This window comes from Streptomyces sp. NPDC052701, assembly GCF_040678355.1.
In the GTDB taxonomy this organism is placed as follows: domain Bacteria; phylum Actinomycetota; class Actinomycetes; order Streptomycetales; family Streptomycetaceae; genus Streptomyces.
In genome coordinates this window covers 626,688-642,028 of sequence record NZ_JBFATO010000001.1, presented here as the reverse complement: position 1 = coordinate 642,028, position 15,341 = coordinate 626,688, and the positions used below count along the sequence as shown (strand labels likewise).

13 protein-coding genes are annotated in these 15,341 nt (G+C 75.3%); 7 read left to right on the top strand and 6 right to left on the bottom strand.

Annotated features, from left to right (window positions below; genetic code table 11):
* Nucleotides 1-8 precede the first annotated feature (8 nt).
* The gene (locus AB0L29_RS02630) at nucleotides 9-413 is read right to left on the bottom strand and encodes a HEAT repeat domain-containing protein (protein WP_365822689.1); all 405 of its coding nucleotides are present in this window, start codon (nucleotides 411-413) and stop codon (nucleotides 9-11) included.
* Between the two features lie 97 nt (nucleotides 414-510).
* Here AB0L29_RS02630 and AB0L29_RS02625 point away from each other — a divergent pair, with 97 nt between their 5' ends.
* Nucleotides 511-957: a hypothetical protein gene (locus tag AB0L29_RS02625; RefSeq protein WP_365822687.1), complete on the top strand. Its 447-nt coding sequence runs from the start codon at nucleotides 511-513 to the stop codon at nucleotides 955-957.
* 324 nt (nucleotides 958-1,281) lie between these two features.
* Here AB0L29_RS02625 and AB0L29_RS02620 read toward each other — a convergent pair whose 3' ends face one another.
* Nucleotides 1,282-1,875, bottom strand: coding sequence for a TetR/AcrR family transcriptional regulator (locus tag AB0L29_RS02620; protein ID WP_365822522.1), 594 nt, complete (start codon nucleotides 1,873-1,875; stop codon nucleotides 1,282-1,284).
* A gap of 285 nt (nucleotides 1,876-2,160) precedes the next feature.
* Here AB0L29_RS02620 and AB0L29_RS02615 point away from each other — a divergent pair, with 285 nt between their 5' ends.
* The 5 genes from AB0L29_RS02615 (at nucleotide 2,161) to AB0L29_RS02595 (ending at nucleotide 7,546) form a co-directional block, all read left to right on the top strand.
* The gene (locus AB0L29_RS02615; protein WP_365822520.1) at nucleotides 2,161-2,718 is read left to right on the top strand and encodes a 2Fe-2S iron-sulfur cluster-binding protein; all 558 of its coding nucleotides are present in this window, start codon (nucleotides 2,161-2,163) and stop codon (nucleotides 2,716-2,718) included.
* A complete protein-coding gene (locus AB0L29_RS02610; protein WP_365822518.1) occupies nucleotides 2,715-3,707 on the top strand; it encodes a xanthine dehydrogenase family protein subunit M in 993 nt (330 codons plus the stop codon). Before AB0L29_RS02615 ends, AB0L29_RS02610 begins: the two co-directional genes overlap by 4 nt.
* Nucleotides 3,704-5,836 carry a xanthine dehydrogenase family protein molybdopterin-binding subunit gene (locus tag AB0L29_RS02605; RefSeq protein WP_365822516.1) on the top strand — a complete coding sequence of 711 codons (2,133 nt, stop codon included), beginning with the start codon at nucleotides 3,704-3,706 and terminating at the stop codon, nucleotides 5,834-5,836. The genes AB0L29_RS02610 and AB0L29_RS02605 overlap by 4 nt, the downstream gene beginning before the upstream one ends.
* Complete coding sequence (locus AB0L29_RS02600; RefSeq protein ID WP_365822514.1) at nucleotides 5,829-6,962, top strand: XdhC/CoxI family protein; 1,134 nt, start codon at nucleotides 5,829-5,831, stop codon at nucleotides 6,960-6,962. Before AB0L29_RS02605 ends, AB0L29_RS02600 begins: the two co-directional genes overlap by 8 nt.
* Nucleotides 6,963-7,132: 170 nt before the next feature.
* Entirely contained in the window at nucleotides 7,133-7,546 is a 414-nt protein-coding gene (locus tag AB0L29_RS02595; RefSeq protein ID WP_365822512.1) for an SRPBCC family protein, read from the top strand.
* Nucleotides 7,547-8,326: 780 nt separating this feature from the next.
* Here the strand turns inward: AB0L29_RS02595 and AB0L29_RS02590 are convergent.
* The 4 genes from AB0L29_RS02590 to AB0L29_RS02575 form a co-directional block, all read right to left on the bottom strand.
* Nucleotides 8,327-9,346: a Brp/Blh family beta-carotene 15,15'-dioxygenase gene (locus tag AB0L29_RS02590; protein ID WP_365822510.1), complete on the bottom strand. Its 1,020-nt coding sequence runs from the start codon at nucleotides 9,344-9,346 to the stop codon at nucleotides 8,327-8,329.
* 7 nt (nucleotides 9,347-9,353) lie between these two features.
* Nucleotides 9,354-10,394, bottom strand: a complete 1,041-nt coding sequence (locus tag AB0L29_RS02585) for a bacteriorhodopsin (RefSeq protein ID WP_365822508.1) — start codon at nucleotides 10,392-10,394, stop codon at nucleotides 9,354-9,356.
* A 524-nt stretch (nucleotides 10,395-10,918) separates the two neighbouring features.
* A complete protein-coding gene (locus AB0L29_RS02580; RefSeq protein ID WP_365822506.1) occupies nucleotides 10,919-11,536 on the bottom strand; it encodes a TOPRIM nucleotidyl transferase/hydrolase domain-containing protein in 618 nt (205 codons plus the stop codon).
* A gap of 430 nt (nucleotides 11,537-11,966) precedes the next feature.
* Nucleotides 11,967-13,187, bottom strand: coding sequence for a PP2C family protein-serine/threonine phosphatase (locus AB0L29_RS02575; protein WP_365822504.1), 1,221 nt, complete (start codon nucleotides 13,185-13,187; stop codon nucleotides 11,967-11,969).
* 573 nt (nucleotides 13,188-13,760) lie between these two features.
* On the opposite strand from AB0L29_RS02575, the gene AB0L29_RS02570 reads away from it, so the two are divergent.
* A complete protein-coding gene (locus AB0L29_RS02570) occupies nucleotides 13,761-15,176 on the top strand; it encodes an FG-GAP-like repeat-containing protein (RefSeq protein WP_365822502.1) in 1,416 nt (471 codons plus the stop codon).
* Nucleotides 15,177-15,341 lie beyond the last annotated feature (165 nt).

The window sequence follows — 15,341 nt, the reverse complement described above, 5'->3', positions numbered from 1 at the left end:
GACTTGGATCACCATCTCGTGTCGTGCGCCCATGCCGAGATCTCCACGGCACCCCGGCGGACGGCTTCTTCCGGGTCCCGGGCGAGCTGCCCGCAGACCGCTGCGACGTCCGGCGCACCGTCCGGTCCCACGAGCGCGTCATGCACCCCGGTCCGCAGCCAGTCCGCCTGGCCGTCGTCAGCCGCGGCAACCGCGAGAGCGAGGAGCCTTACGGCGGCCACCGTCCCCACCCGGGCCAGGGCCTCCGCCGTCTGCCGGGTCACCGCCGTGTCCTCGACGTCCAGCAGCAGCCTCACCAACGCTTCCGCAGCCTCGGGAACATCAGCGAAGGAAGCAAGGTCGCGCCCGGCACGAACACGCTGCGACCACGAAGGAGACGAAGCCTCGGCCAAGGCCGCCGCCAACCCGCTCATCATCTCTGGCACAACCAGACAGTCTCATACCCTGAAGAAGGCCGAACCCCGAACCGAAGCCGCCCGCACGCTTGACGAAGGACATAGCGGCCCCCGGATCGAGGGACCGACGGCCCGCCTCACGCTGCTGGCGGTCTACCCCCTGTTCGACGTGGCGTGCGCGGTCGTCGACGTCCGGTCCACCCGGGCGAACGGCGGCCCGGTCCGGGATCCGTACGCGAACATCGCGCTCAGCAGCCTCACCGGCATCGGCCTGGCGGTCGCAGCCACGTCGGGCATCCCGGCCGTCCTGCGCGTCTGGGGCGCCCGGGCCGTCACCGCGGGCATCGTCCAGCTCGTCGTCGGCGCCACCCGACGCCGGCTGGGCGGCCGGTGGGTGATGATCGCCGGCGACGCCATCTCCACCGTCGCCGGCGCGTCCTTCTTCGCGCAGGCAGGCAAGGACGGCGCCTCCGTGGGCGCTCCGGCCGGCTACGCCTTCCTCGGCGGCGCCTTCTTCCTCGCCTCCGCCTTCCGCCTGGGGCGCGCCGGCAGGGAGGCGTGACCCCGGCCCCGCGACATCACGGACCCGAGCCGCAGCGGGCGACGCCCGGGACGGGGCACGGCCGCTTCGCGTCGTGGCGGCGCCGGCGGCCGGCGACGAGCCGGAAAGCGGTTCACCGGCGTGTCTCCCCGACGAGATGCCCGGCCGTCTTCCGCGGGATCCCGTGCTCCTCCCCCGGCTCGCGGACCCTCCCGCGCAGGACCTCGTCCCCGCCTCCGGCGGCGTGGGCGGCTCGGCGGGCGCCTTCCGCCCGCCCGGCGGTGGAGGCCGCTCTTCGGGAATTGCCGGAACTGCCGGAACTGCGGGAGGTGTCGCCGACGGCGGTCACCCGGCGGAGCGCTGCCGTCCGGGTGCTCCCACGCGCAGGCCGTCCATGACGAGGTCCAGCAGCCGGGTGGCGCGTGGCTGCCAGTCGTCGGCGGGGTCGAGCTGCCACAGGCCGCCGATGGCGAGGACGAAGTCGTCCGCGGTCACCCCCGGGCGGATGACTCCGGCCTCCTCACAGGCGCGCAGCAGGAGTTCGGCCGCCTCGGTCACCGGGCTGTGGCCCGGCTTCGCGAGGCTTCCCGGCCCGCAGGTGGCCTGCCGGATGGCGTCGGCCAGCCCGGCCTTGGCCATGGCGAACCGGGCGAGCCGGTCCATCCACTCGCGCAGGGCCCGGTCGGGTTCCCGGGTGCTCAACAACCTGGCCGCACTGTCGGCGACCTGCTGCATCTCGTGCCGGTAGATCTCCAGGACGAGCGCCTCACGGCTCGGGAAATTGCGGTAGAGGGTGCCCTGGCCGACACCCGCCTTCTTGGCGATCACGCTCAGCGGACACTCCGCCGAGCGGGTGAGTTCGGTGAGGGCCACTTCCAGGATGCGCTCGCGGTTGCGCTGCGCGTCGGAACGCAGGGGTGCTTCCCTCTTCTCCCGCACTCGTCCTCCTTGCGGGTCGCGGCCGAAACCCGCCCTTGTTAACCGGACAACTGTCCACTACGTTTCCAGTAGCGGACAGCCGTCCGCTTCGGTCCATCGTATCGGCGGACGGGGACGGTGCGGGACGGGCCCGTGCCCCGGCCCGGTCGACCGGCGCCCCGGCCCTCCGCGCCCCTCATGGTCCCGAACCGCCCCCGTTTCGTACAGCACCCCCACGTCACCGACTCGTCCGCCTTCCGGGACGCCGTCCGCCGGACGTCCCGGATCCGCGAAAGAAGGCTGCTCATGGCCCCCTCGACGACCAGCACCGTCACCTTGGACATCAACGGCGAGAAGCACACGCTGTCCGTCGACCACCGCACCACCCTGCTCGACGCCCTGCGTGAGCGCCTCGATCTGACCGGCACCAAGAAGGGCTGCGACCACGGACAGTGCGGCGCCTGCACGGTCCTGGTCGACGGCCGCCGCACCGTGTCCTGCCTGCAACTGGCCGTCGCGGCCGACGAACAGGAGATCACCACCGTGGAGGGCCTCGCCGAGGGAGGACGCCTGCACCCGGTGCAGCAGGCCTTCCTCGACCTGGACGGCTTCCAGTGCGGTTACTGCACACCCGGCCAGATCTGTTCGGCCGTCGCCGTCATCGAGGAGCACGCCGCGGGCTGGCCGAGCGCCGTCACCGGCGACGTACGGCCCGAGGCGGGCCCGCCACCCCTGACCCCCGAGGAGATCCGCGAGCGGATGAGCGGCAACCTGTGCCGCTGCGGCGCCTACGTGTCCATCGCCCAGGCCGTCGCCCGCGCGGCCGCACAGGCCCGGCCCGGGACCGAGGAGGCGGCGGCGTGAGGGAGTTCGACTACCGGCGCGCCGACGACGTCTCCGGCGCGGTGGCGCTGCTCGGCGCCGACCCGGACGCCCGCTACCTCGGCGGAGGCACCAACCTCGTCGACCTCATGAAGGCGGGCGTCGAGCGCCCCGCCCGGCTCGTCGACGTCCGCCGGCTCCCGCTGAACCGGATCGAGCCGGCCGGCGACGGCGGGCTGCGCATCGGCGCCACCGTCACCAACAGCGAGCTCGCCGCCCACCCCGAGGTCCGCCGCCGCTACCCGGTGCTGACCCAGGCGGTGCTCGCCGGCGCGTCCGGGCAGCTGCGCAACATGGCCACCGTGGGCGGCAACCTGCTCCAGCGCACCCGCTGCGGCTACTTCACCGACGTGACCAAACCCTGCAACAAGCGCGCCCCCGGCAGCGGCTGCCCCGCCCTCACCGGCGAGCACCGCAACCACGCCGTCCTGGGCGCCTCCGACCACTGCGTGGCCGTCCACCCCTCCGACATGGGCGTCGCGCTGACCGCCCTCGACGCCGTCGTCGCGTACGAAACGGCCGACGGGCCGGGCGAGCTGCCCCTCGCCGACTTCTACCTGCCCGTGCGTGACACTCCGCACCGGGAGACCGCCCTGCCGCCCGGCGCGCTCGTCACCGGCGTCACCCTGCCGCCGGCGCCCGCCGCCGCCCGCTCCCGCTACCGCAAGGTCCGCGAGCGCGCCTCCTACGCCTTCGCGATCGGCTCCGTCGCCGCGGTCCTCGACGTGGACGACGGTGTCGTGCGCGAGGCACGCCTGGCGTTCGGGGCGGTGGCGTCCCGGCCCTGGCGGGCCCGTGCCGCCGAACGCGTGCTGACCGGCGCCCCGGCCACGGCGGAACACTTCGCCGCGGCGGCGGACGCCGAACTCGCGGCGGCCAAACCGCTGCCCGACAACGGATACAAGGTGACCCTCATGCGCAACCTGGTGGTGGCCGTCCTGTCCGAACTCGCCGAGGAGGCCGCCCGATGACCACCGTCACCACCGGCCGTACGAGGGTGACGGGCGCCGTCGGCACCGCGCACACCCGCGTGGAGGGCCGCGACAAGGTCACCGGAGCCGCCCGGTACGCCGGCGAGATCCCGTTCGCGGGGCTGGCCCACGGCTGGCTGGTGCTGTCCACCGTCGCACGCGGCCGGATCCTGACCGTCGAGACCGCCCCCGTGCTCGCCATGCCGGGCGTGCTGACCGTCCTGCACCACGGGAACGCGCCCCGTCTCGAAACCGACTACATCGGCATGCTGGGCGTCCCGCCGGACCCGACCGCCGCCGTCTTCCAGCACGACCGGATCCCGCACGCCGGATGGCCCGTCGCGCTCGTCGTCGCCGAGACCCCCGAGCAGGCCCGCGAGGCCGCCGAGGCGCTGGTCGTCACCTACGAACGGCAGCCGCACGACATCGCGTTCTTCGCCGGCCGCCCGGACGCCTACCCGGCGGACGGGCACATGCCCGCCGTCACGCAGAAGGGCGACCTGGACGCCGAACTCGCCGCCTGCGCCCACGTGGTGGACGAGGAGTACAGCACGCCCGAGGAGCACCACGCGATGATGGAGCCGCACGCGGCGACCGCCCTGTGGGACGGAGGCCGGCTCGAGGTCGTGGACTCCAACCAGGGCACCACCTGGGTCGCGGACGAACTCGCGAGGATGTTCTCGCTGGACCCCTCCGCGGTGCGGGTCCGCTCCGAGCACGTCGGCGGCGGCTTCGGCAGCAAGGGCCTGCGGGCCCACCAGGTGTCCGCCGTGATGGCCGCCGGCGCCCTGCGGCGCCCCGTGCGCGTGGTGCTGACGCGCCGTCAGATGTTCTCGCTCACCGGCTACCGCAGCCCCACCGCACAGCGCGTCCGGCTCGGCGCGGGCACCGACGGACGGCTGCGTGCCCTGGAGCACCGCTCGCTGAACCAGACGTCGACGGTGTGGGAGTTCGTCGAACCGAGCGCCGGGGTGGCGCGGGCGATGTACGACGCCGACGCCCACCGCACGGTCAACGAGGTGGTACGGCTGGACGTGCCGTCCCCGACCTGGATGCGCGCGCCGGGCGAGGCACCGGGGTCGTTCGCGCTGGAGGCGGCGCTCGACGAGCTCGCCGAGAAGTGCGGTGTCGACCCGGTCGAGCTGCGGCTGCGCAACGACCCCGAGCGGGGCCCGGTCTCGGGGCTGCCCTTCGCCGGCCGCAACCTCGCCGCCTGTTTCCGGGAGGGCGCCCGCCGCTTCGGCTGGGCCGGCCGCGACCCGCGACCCGGCGTGCGCCGCGACGGACGCTGGCTGCTCGGCACGGGCACGGCCGCCGCATCCTTCCCCGCGGGCGCCCTCCCGTCGACGGCCGCGGTGACCGCCGAGGCGGACGGCACCTTCACCGTGCGGATCGCCGCGGCCGACATCGGCACCGGGGCCCGCACCGCGCTCACCCTGGTCGCCGCCGACGCGCTGGAGGTGCCGCCCGGACGGGTCCGGGTGCTGATCGGCGACAGCTCCTTCGGCCCGGCGGGGATCGCCGGCGGGTCGATGGGCACCCGCTCCTGGGCCTGGGCGGTCACCGCCGCCGCCGGCGAACTGCGCGACCGGCTCGTCCCGGGGGCCGCCGTGCCGCCGGAGGGCATCACCGTGCGCTCCGACACCACCGCCGCCCTCGGCGCCCTCGCCCACAAGGAGCGGCACTCCTTCGGGGCGCAGTTCGCCGAGGTCGCCGTGGACGTCACCACCGGCGAGGTGCGGGTGCGCCGGATGCTGGGGATCTTCGCGGCGGGCCGGATCGTCAACCCGCTCACCGCGCGGGGCCAGCTCGTCGGCGGCATGGTCTGGGGCATTTCCATGGCCCTGCACGAGGAGGCGGTCCGCGACCGCCTCTCGGGCGGCCACTACGGCGCCGACCTGGCCGGCTACCACGTCGCCACCCACGCCGACGTCCCGGAGATCGAGGCGGACTGGGTGGACGACCCGGACCCCGAGGACCCGGTCGGCATCAAGGGCATCGGTGAGATCGGCGTCGTGGGTGCGGCGGCGGCCATCGCCAACGCCGTGTGGCACGCGACCGGCGTACGCCACCGGAGCCTGCCCATCCGCCCGGACCGGGTGCTGCGGGCGGGAGGACCGGGTGCTTGACATCGCCGGCGAGCTGCACCGGTGGCTGGCCGAGGGCCGGGAGTTCGCCGTGGCGACGGTCGTGTCCGTGGGCGGCAGCGCCCCGCGCGGCCCCGGCGCCGCCCTGGCCGTCGACCGCGACGGCACGGCGGTCGGCTCCGTCTCCGGAGGGTGCGTGGAGGGCGCGGTGTACGACCTGTGCGTCCAGGCGCTGGAGGACGGCGAGACCCGTGTCGAACGGTTCGGCTTCAGCGACGAGGACGCCTTCGCGGTCGGTCTGACCTGCGGCGGGATCATCGACGTCCTGGTGTGTCCGGTCGGCGCGCACGCCCCCGCGCGGCCGGTGCTCCGGGCGGCGCTCCCGGCCGTCGTCCGCGGTGAGCCGGGGGCGCTCGCCCGGGTCGTCCGGGGTCCGGCGGAGCTCCTGGGCGGAACCTTGTTCGTCCGCGCGGACGGCTCCCGCGAGGGCGGCCTCGGCGGTCACCCGGAGCTGGACCGGACGGCGGCGGCCGAGGCCCGGGCGCTGCTGGACGGCGGGCGCACCGGAACCGTCGACCTCGCGGCGGACGGTTCGCACTGCCCCGGCGGCCTGACCCTGCTCGTCGAGTCCTCGGTGCCGCCGCCCCGCATGATCGTCTTCGGCGCGGTCGACTTCGCGGCGGCGCTGGTGCGGGCGGGCAAGTTCCTCGGCTATCACGTCACCGTGTGCGACGCCCGTCCGGTCTTCGCCACCCGGGCCCGCTTCCCGGAAGCCGACGAGATCGTGGTCGACTGGCCGCACCGCTATCTGCGCGGCACCACGACCGACCGGCGCACCGTGCTGTGCGTGCTCACCCACGACGCGAAGTTCGACGTGCCGCTGCTGAAGGAGGCGCTGGGCCTGCCGGTGGCGTTCGTGGGGGCGATGGGCTCGCGCCGGACCCACGCCGACCGCGAGCGGCGGCTGCGCGAAGCGGGCGTGGACGAGCAGGAGCTGGCCCGGCTCAGGTCCCCGATCGGCCTCGACCTCGGCGCCCGTACCCCGGAGGAGACGGCGCTGTCCATCGCGGCGGAGATCGTCGCGGCCCGCCGGGGCGGCACGGGCGCACCCCTGACCGGCTCCGGGACGCCGATCCACCGCGACGCACGTGACGCGGCGGCCGCCTGAGCGCCCGGGACGCGCACGGGAAGGGGGCCGGAGCCTTCCTCCGGCCCTCCTTCGAGACGCGGTCGGGCCGCGACCGGCTCCAAGGCCTCGTGAGGGCGGCCGATGCGCTCACCGGGCGATGAACCTGTCGTTCCGTTTCATGGGGCGGCCGCCCGGGGACCTCGTTGTCCATGGGTGACTACAGCGAAACGATCACGGTGGCGGTGCCGCCGGAACGGCTCTTCTCCTACCTCGCCGACGTGCAGAACCTGCCCGCCTACCTGCCGCGCCTGACCTCCGTGCGCCCCCACGACGGTGACAAGGTCACCGTGACCGCCCACATCGACCCCGCCGACGCCCCGGAACAGGACGTCACCAGCGAAGCCTGGATCCACGTGGTCGAGGACGGCAGGAGCCTGGAGTGGGGCGCGCCCGGCCCGCACGACTACCACGGCCGGCTGCACGTCGCGGGCGGCGACGACGCAGGCACCTCGCGGCTCACCGTGGAGATGCACACCGAGCGGACCGAAGGGGAGCAGGTCGACCACGGCCTCGACGAAGCCCTGGCCGGCATCAAGAACGCCGTCGAGAGCGCGGAGCGCTGACCCCTTCGGATGCGCGGCTCGCAGGCGCAGCCGGCGTGGACACGGGTCCGCCGGCGGGCGGGTGACACGCTGGGAGCGTCGCCGGGGTGCCACGCCCGCGTCGGCGACGGCGCGTGGGGGACGGCTGCTCGGTGGGACTCGGCGGTCCTGCCGCACCGGGTGGCTGTGCCGCGCCACCGCGTGAGCCGGCTGAGGCACCGCTCGACCACGTGAGCACGGCTCGACCGCGCGGCGCCGCCGGCGCACCTCGTGGTCGAGGAGCGGCGGACGGCCGCCCCGGCTGCCGCGCCGGGCCCGGGGACGGGGCCGGTCACCGGGCCTGGTCGGTCCGCTCGGGGAGGCCGGCCGCGATGCCTTCGCGCCACAGTCGGGAGCGGGTGGGGTTCGACGGCACCGCCCGGGCGGCCGCCGTACGGGCAGCCCGGGCCAAAGGCCCTCCGTCCGCCGGGCACGCCCCGGACGACGTCCGTGTCGCGGACCGTGTGGCGTGTGCCGATGTGCGGCGGTACCGGCGCGTCGGCGGTCCGGCGCCGGGCGGCCGGGCTGTGGTGCGGCTCGGCCCGCCGGCCGGAACCGGACGCGGTGCCCCGCAGCCGCTCACTGCGCTCGTCGCCCCGGTGGCCGGCCGGTGGCCGGGTGAGCGCTTCGCACCGTGTGGCGCCCCTCGCAGCGGTCCAGATGTGCGGCGGTACCGGCGCGCCGGCGGTCCGGCGCCGGGCGACCGGGCTGTGGTGCGGCTCGGCCCGCCGGCCGGAACCGGACGCGGTGCCCCACAGCCGCTCACTGCGCTCGTCGCCCCGGTGGCCGGCCGGTGGCCGGGTGAGCGCTTCGCACCGTGTGGCGCCCCTCGCAGCGGTCCAGGCGGGCCACGACGATCAGGTGCGGGAAGGTGAGGGCGGCCAGCAGGGCCACTCCGCGGGCGGCCGTCCGGCCGTCCGGCGGGAACTCGCCGGGCAGGACGATGAGCGCGGCGAGGGCGGCCAGTGCGGCGACGGTGGGGACGGCCGCCTGGCGGCCGAACCTGCGCAGCACCGCTGCGGTGCGCCCGGCCCGCAGTACCGTGGCGTTGGCGGGGTCGGCCAGGACCAGCCGGGCGATGTGCCGTACCGAGTGCCAGGCGCCGAAGTAGACGCCGAACGCCACCAGCGGCGGCACCGAGGTGAACAGTGCGGTGAGCAGCAGCAGTTCGGCGGCCTGCCGGCGTCGTCCGCCGCGCAGCGCCGTCACGCAGCCGACCGCCACGGCCGCTGCGGCCAGCGCCGCGGCGGCCGTCCGCACCGGCGCGGCCAGCAGCCAGTCGGCACCGGGGGCGAGCTGCCGTACCACCGGGCGCACCTGTTCGGACCACCGCACCAGGGGCAGGACCGCGGTGACCGCTCCGTGGGCGAGGGCGTGCACCGCCCGCCGGGCCGGATCCGCCGGACCGTCGCGCAGTGCGCAGAACCGGGCGTCGCCGTAGCCGAAGTGCAGCGCGGAGACGGCCAGGAAGACACAGAACACCCAGGCCGGTGCGACCAGGGCGGCGGCGGGGACGGTCACGGCTGCCGCGGCGTAGCCGAGCGGGGCGGCGGCCCGGCGTCCGGCCGCCGGCCGGGGACGGCGCTGGAACCAGCCGGGCACCCGGTGGTCGACGGCGCCGTGCGGCAGGCCGGCCACCAGGCCGGTCAGGAAGACCAGGAGGGACCAGCGCTGCCACACCTCCGGTGCCACCAGGCCGACGGCGAGCACGGCCGCCACCGCGCCGGTGGAGATCCGGCCGGCCGGCACCAGGACGCGGGCCGCCGGAACGGGGGCGGCCACCGGGCGGTCACCGGTCCCGGCCGGTGCCGTCGCGGCCGTGTCCGCCGTAGTGGCCGTCGTGCGCCGGCAGCGACGCGGGACGGGCGCCGTGCCCGGTCAGCGCCGCCGCCACCGGGGGCCAGGCGTCGGCCCGTTTGACGTGCGAGACCCACACCTCCTCCGCGTGGGTCCCGGTGCCGGCCCGGACGTCGTCGGCGGTGCGCACCTTGGCCACCTTGTGGATCAGCACCCCGAACCAGGTCTTGGCGGCGACATCGGCCGCGCAGAAGCCGAGCTGGGTGACGAGGGCCCAGGCCACCAGAGGGGAGCCGGGGCCGACGGACTGCTGGATCAGGTAGATCAGCGGGTAGACGCCGAAGGCGCCGAACAGCAGGACGGTCGCCCGTTTCAGGACGGTGTACGCCTCCGGCGACAGCTCGTCGCGGCCGGCCAGCACCGCGTGGCCCAGCACCGCGTACAGCACGAGGAAGAACACGGTGCTGACCGCGGCCCACACCACCAGCCACAGCACCCGGTTGCCGTTGTCGAGCACCTGGGCACCGAGGAAGCCGGCGAGGATCATCAGGAAGGACGCGGCCACGGCCGTGCCGCGCAGCACGGACATCCGCCGTCCGGTGACGGCGCACACGGCGAGCAGTTCCACGGCGAGCAGCGGCACCGTGACCGACCAGTCCGCGTACCGCATTCCGCCGTCGAACTCGGTGTCGGCCACCGGCACGTACCGCTCCCCCCGCAGGGTGAAGGAGGTCTTCCAGCTGACGAACAGCTCCACGTAGGCGAGGAAGGCGACCAGTTGGAGCAGGGCGCTGGCATCACTCGCCGCCCGGTAGCGCGGGCCCGTCTCGCCCCGGGTGGCGAACGCGTGCAAAGAACCCGCCAGCAACGCCAGACCGGTCGCCATCAGGGCGTACAGCACCATGCGGTACTCGCCCGCCGTGTAGGTCAGCAGACCGGAGAACTCGCCCCGCACCGGGGGCGCCGTCGGCGCGGACGCGCCGCTTCCTTCCGCGGCGCCGGAACCGGCGCCCCTTGCCAGTGCGAGCAGCATGACCGTCCCTGGGGCCGGAGCGGCCGGACGGCCGACGGAGCCCGTCGGTCCGCCCGGTGCGCGCGTCGGCCGGATCGGCGCACGCGCTCGGGTACGCGACCACGCTACGAAGACGCCGGGCGGGCGGCGACCGGAGCGGGTCCGCCGGGGCGACGGTCCGGGCCCGGCACTCCCCGGCGTCCGCCGCCGCCCCGTCGGCCGCGATCGGCCCGTCGTCGCCGTCCGGCCCGGCCGCCGCCTGCCGAAGGCCCGCCGGCCCACGAGCGCCACACGGCCGCCGGACGCCTCAGCGCCACACGGCGTGGGCGCCTGCGCGACCCGGCCGACGACGCCCTGACCGCGGGCGGGCACGAACACCGCGTCGTCGCCGCCCACGCCTGGCCGCGCGACCCGGCCGCCGAAACCGTCCAGGTGCTGTTCCCGCCGTCCCGCGAGCCCTGGGCGCACCGCCCTGTGAGGCCGGGAAGGCGGCCGGCGGGTGGTCGGCCCCCGAGCGGGGTGTGCCCGCCTGCGGGGACGGAGCGTCACAGGCCGGCGAGGAGGTCGTCCAGCGGGGCGGGCACCTGGTCGGGGGCGAGCGCTTCGACCAGGAGGCGGCCATAGCGGATCTTGCGGCCCTTCTTCGTGCCGATGAAGCGCCGCAGCTGCTGGTGCCGGGGCCGGCCGTGCTGGGCGGGCTGCCGTACGAAGGTCTGCCAGGCGCGCAGCTCGTTCTCGGCCCGGACGATCTGCTCGACCCGCGCCGGCCCCAGCGCGCGGATGAGCTCGTCCTCCAGGTCCGCCGTGCAGACGAAGACGCCCGGGCGCGGCGCCCGGACCGGGCCGAGGCTCCGGTCGAAGAAGGGCTTCTCGCGCTGGTCGCACAGGCCGACCAGGCGCAGGCCGAGACCGGACGGCCCGAGGAGCCCCGCGTAGCGGCCGACACTCATCGCCCCGCCCATCGGCACCACGCACACCCCCTCCGCCGCCAGGTCACGGCCCCGGCCCGCGGCCAGCGCCTCGACAGCGGCGAGGTCGCTCAGCCCTTCCAGCAGGACCGCGGTGCGCACCCCCAGGAGGTCGGCCAGCTCCCTCGCCGGCCCGCCGGGGCCACCGCCCGCCCAGCCGGTGACCGCGTCCCGGAACATGCGCATGTCGACCATGGCGGGGAGTCTGCTACGTCCGCCGGCGGCAGCGCACGCGATATTCGGCCGCGCGGCCGCCCGGGCCCGGGCGCCGGGCGCGCTGCCGGAGCACGAGCAGCTCCTGCGGCGTCCGGGGATCGGCGTCGGGATCCTCCGCCCCCGCTGCTCCGGACCGGACCGGATCGCGGCCCCGGCGGCCGGCTGTGTCGGCAGACGTGACACCGGACAGGCCGACGAGGGCCGTTGGACCGTCGGTGTGCGCAAACGGCCGCGGGGCGTCCGGCAGCCACGGGGCGGTGTGCAGGCCGAGGGCGTCCGCGGCCGTCACCGGGCAGCGGCCGGCAGCCGGAGCCGGGACGTCCCCGTCCAGGGCGGCCCGCCGATCGCGGGCGGCGGGCCGGCCGGTGCTCTCGTCGCCGCTTCCGCCCACTCGCCGCAAGCCCCGGCTTCACGGGTTCAGCTCTTCCTGATGGCCACCGCGCCACTCGGTGAGCAGGACGGTGGCGTCGTCGTCGAGTGTGCCGCCGTGGTGGTCCAGCACGGCCGCCATGAGCCGGCGCAGGGTTTCGTGCAGCGTGTGCCGGCCGGAGTGGTGGCGCAGGATGAAGTCGATGAAGCGCTCGCGGCCGAACTCTTTGCCCCCTGCGTCGCGGGCTTCCACGATGCCGTCGGTGTACAGCAGCAGGCGGTCGCCGGGCTGGAGCTGCGCGGTGCACTCGGTCACCGGCAGACCGAGGTCGGCGCCCATGGGGCCGGCCGGGGAGCAGGCCAGTTCGATGGTCCACCGGTTGTCGCGCAGCAGGATCGGCAGGTGGTGGCCTCGGTTGATCCACGTCAGCCAGCCGGTCACCAGGTCCAGGTCGGCGAGGATGGCGGTGACGTAGCGGCTGGTGCCGAACTGCTCGTTCAAGGTCTGCTCCACCTGCCGGCTGGTCTCGGTCAGCGAGGCGCCCTGGCGGCGGGCGTTGCGGCAGGCGGCCACGGCGGTGTTGGCGGTGATCCCGGCGGTGGTGTCGTGGCCCATGGCATCGAAGATGCCCAGGTGGAGCGTGCTGCCGGCCACGGCGTATTCGAAGGCGTCCCCGCCGACCTGGTAGGCGGGTTCCACCGCCGCGCCCACGGTGACGTCGTGCCCGGCGTAAGCGGGCGGCGGGGTGAGGTTCCACTGCATCTCGGCGGCCACGTTCATCGGCTCGGTGCGCACCAGACGCGCGTAGGAATCACTGAAGGAACGTTTGCTCAGAAGCAGCAGGGCCGCTATCGACGCCAGATCGCGCAGCGCCTGGCGGGTCGGTGCGTCGTCGGTGTCGGTATCGGCCCGCAGCACCCCCAGGCGCTCCACACCGTCGGTGATCGCCACCCACCACCGCCGCCGGCCCGGGCCCCCGCCTGCCCTGCCCGGTTCGGCGAGCAGCTCCACACGCTGATAGGCCTGGCCGGGAAGACTGCCCGAGACGGTGAACTCCTGCCCGCCGTCCCAGGCGCCCACTCCCTTGCCGGTGAGCTGGCGCAGTACCGTCTCACGGATGTCCACCAGGAAGAGGGCTGTGTCGTACATCCCGGCCTCGGCGGCGTGCTCGGCGACCATCTGGGGAAGCTGCTCGAGCGTGGCGATGTGGCTGGCCTGCACCAGCCGCACCAGCGACGACGCCGCAGCCCTCTCAGCCACGCCCCGTCTCCTTCGCCGGGCGGTTCCGCCACGGGCCGCCGGGCTGGGGCACAGCCGTACGCATCACGGGCGGATCAGCCACCGTGGGCCTCCTTCCGGCCACTGACGCACGTACCCGTCCTCACCCGGTACACGCGTTGCGGCCTGCAGCCGGGCGGCGTGGGGAGCGAGCCGCCGGCTTCGGCCCCCCTCCGCTGCCGGTGCACCCGGCGATCGCCGGCAAGATCGAGCAGGACGCGGGCTCTCCCGGCCTTGTCCGCACAGCATGTCACGGCGGGAACGCGTGTGCAGCCCCGGCCGCGGGCGCACCGGCCCGGGCTGCGCGCGGAGCCCGGCCGGCGAGAGGGCGCACGTGACGGCCTTCGCGGTGCATCGGTCCGTCGGCCGCGCGAACGGGCCCGTCCGGCGTGGGATCCCGGCCGACGGCCGCCTTCCCACCTCGGCACGAGCCCTTCGCGGTACCGGACCGACGATCACGGGCGGCACATGCGCCACTGGCGTACAACCCTCGGTCCGCCCCGGCGGTCTTCTGTTCGCACCACTGTCGTCCGCACCGATTCATGGAGCCACTCCTTGCCCAGACACCTCTCCCTTGCCGCCGCGACCGCCCTCCTCGCGTCCGGTCTGAGCCCGCTCGCCCTGGCCACGCCGGCCACCGCCGCGGCCGCGAAGTACGCGGACGACTTCAACGGCGACGGCTACCGGGACCTCGCCCTGGGCGACCGCACCGCCACCGCCGGTGGCAGGAAGGAAGCGGGGGCGATCGTCGTCGTCTGGGGATCGGCACAAGGGCTGAAGCCGGGCGAGCGCAGTGTGGTGACGCAGAACAGCACGGGCGTCGAGGGCGCGGCAGAGGCCGGCGACTCCTTCGGCGCGGACCTGACCACCGCGGACCTGAACAAGGACGGGTACGCCGACATCGTCGCCACTTCCCCGGGTGAGGCGACCGCCAACGGCAACCGGGGCACGTTCACCGTGTTGTGGGGTGCTCGGGCGGGCATCTCCGGCGGCAGTGCGTACGCCGCGCCCGCGGGCCGGGAGGTCGGCTTCGCCAAGGACGTGGCGGTCGGCGACTTCGACGCCGACGGCCGCCTCGACGTGGTCGCGGTCGACGACCAGTACATCTGGTACCTGCGCGGCCCGTTCACCACATCCGGCTCCCGCGGCAAGGCGACCAACCTCGACCCGGTCGACGGCGAGAACATCACCCCCGAGCTGGTCGTGGCGGGCAAGGTCACCAAGGACGGCACGGCCGACTTCGCGGTGCTGGGCTGGGACTGGGACACCGACACCAACCGGGTCTGGTTCTACCGGGGCAGCTCCACCGGCCCGGTCAGGCCGCCGAAGAAGGTCGGCCTGCCCGCCTCGGGCAGCCTGGCCGGATCGGCCGCCGTGATCGCCGACTTCGACAAGAACGGCTACGGCGACCTCGCGGTCGGCGTCTCGCGCTCCGGAAAGGGCGGTGCGGTCCACGTCCTGAAGGGCACCTCCACCGGGTTCGGTGCCACCGCCAGGTCGATCACGCAGGACACCGCCGGTGTCCCCGGCGTCCGCGAGTCCGTCGACGACTTCGGATACGACGTCTCCGCCGCGGACGCCAACGGCGACGGCTACCCCGACCTGGCGGTGGGCGTCCCCGGCGAGGTGATCGGTGACCACCTCTTCCGCACCGGTGCGGTCACCGTCCTGCGGGGCGGCGCCTCCGGGCTCACCGGGACGGGCGCCCGCCAGTACGACTACGCCACCGCCGGTGTCGAAGGCGACCCGGGCGAGGAGGACGACGCCTGGCTCGGATCCTCGGTCCTGCTGCGGGACTTCAACCGCGACGGCCGTGCCGAACTGGCCGCCACCGCCAACGAAGCCGGCCGCCTCCACCTCCTGCCCGGTACCGCGTCCGGGCCCACGGGTACGGGCTCCAGGCTGCTCACCGTCACCGACCTGGGTCTGGGCACCGGCCGCTCGTACTTCGGCGCCGCCCTCACGGACTGAACTCCCCCGGCGAGGAGGCCTCTTCGCCACTGCCGAGGCGGCGCCGGCGGTGGTCGCAGTCGCGCCGGGCCGTCCGGAAGCACCTCGGGGTGGTGCGCGGCCGGGCCCGCGCCGCCGAGCCACCAGCCGTGGTACGCCGGGGCGCGGCACGGGCCCGGGCCGAGG

Bases quoted from the DNA above. Each gene is read 5' to 3' on its own strand.
- AB0L29_RS02630 (WP_365822689.1), bottom strand. From the start codon at position 413: ATGAGCGGGTTGGCGGCGGCCTTGGCCGAGGCTTCGTCTCCTTCGTGG.
- AB0L29_RS02615 (WP_365822520.1), top strand. From the start codon at position 2,161: ATGGCCCCCTCGACGACCAGCACCGTCACCTTGGACATCAACGGCGAG.
- AB0L29_RS02605 (WP_365822516.1), top strand. From the start codon at position 3,704: ATGACCACCGTCACCACCGGCCGTACGAGGGTGACGGGCGCCGTCGGC.
- AB0L29_RS02595 (WP_365822512.1), top strand. From the start codon at position 7,133: ATGGGTGACTACAGCGAAACGATCACGGTGGCGGTGCCGCCGGAACGG.
- AB0L29_RS02585 (WP_365822508.1), bottom strand. From the start codon at position 10,394: ATGCTGCTCGCACTGGCAAGGGGCGCCGGTTCCGGCGCCGCGGAAGGA.
- AB0L29_RS02580 (WP_365822506.1), bottom strand. From the start codon at position 11,536: ATGGTCGACATGCGCATGTTCCGGGACGCGGTCACCGGCTGGGCGGGC.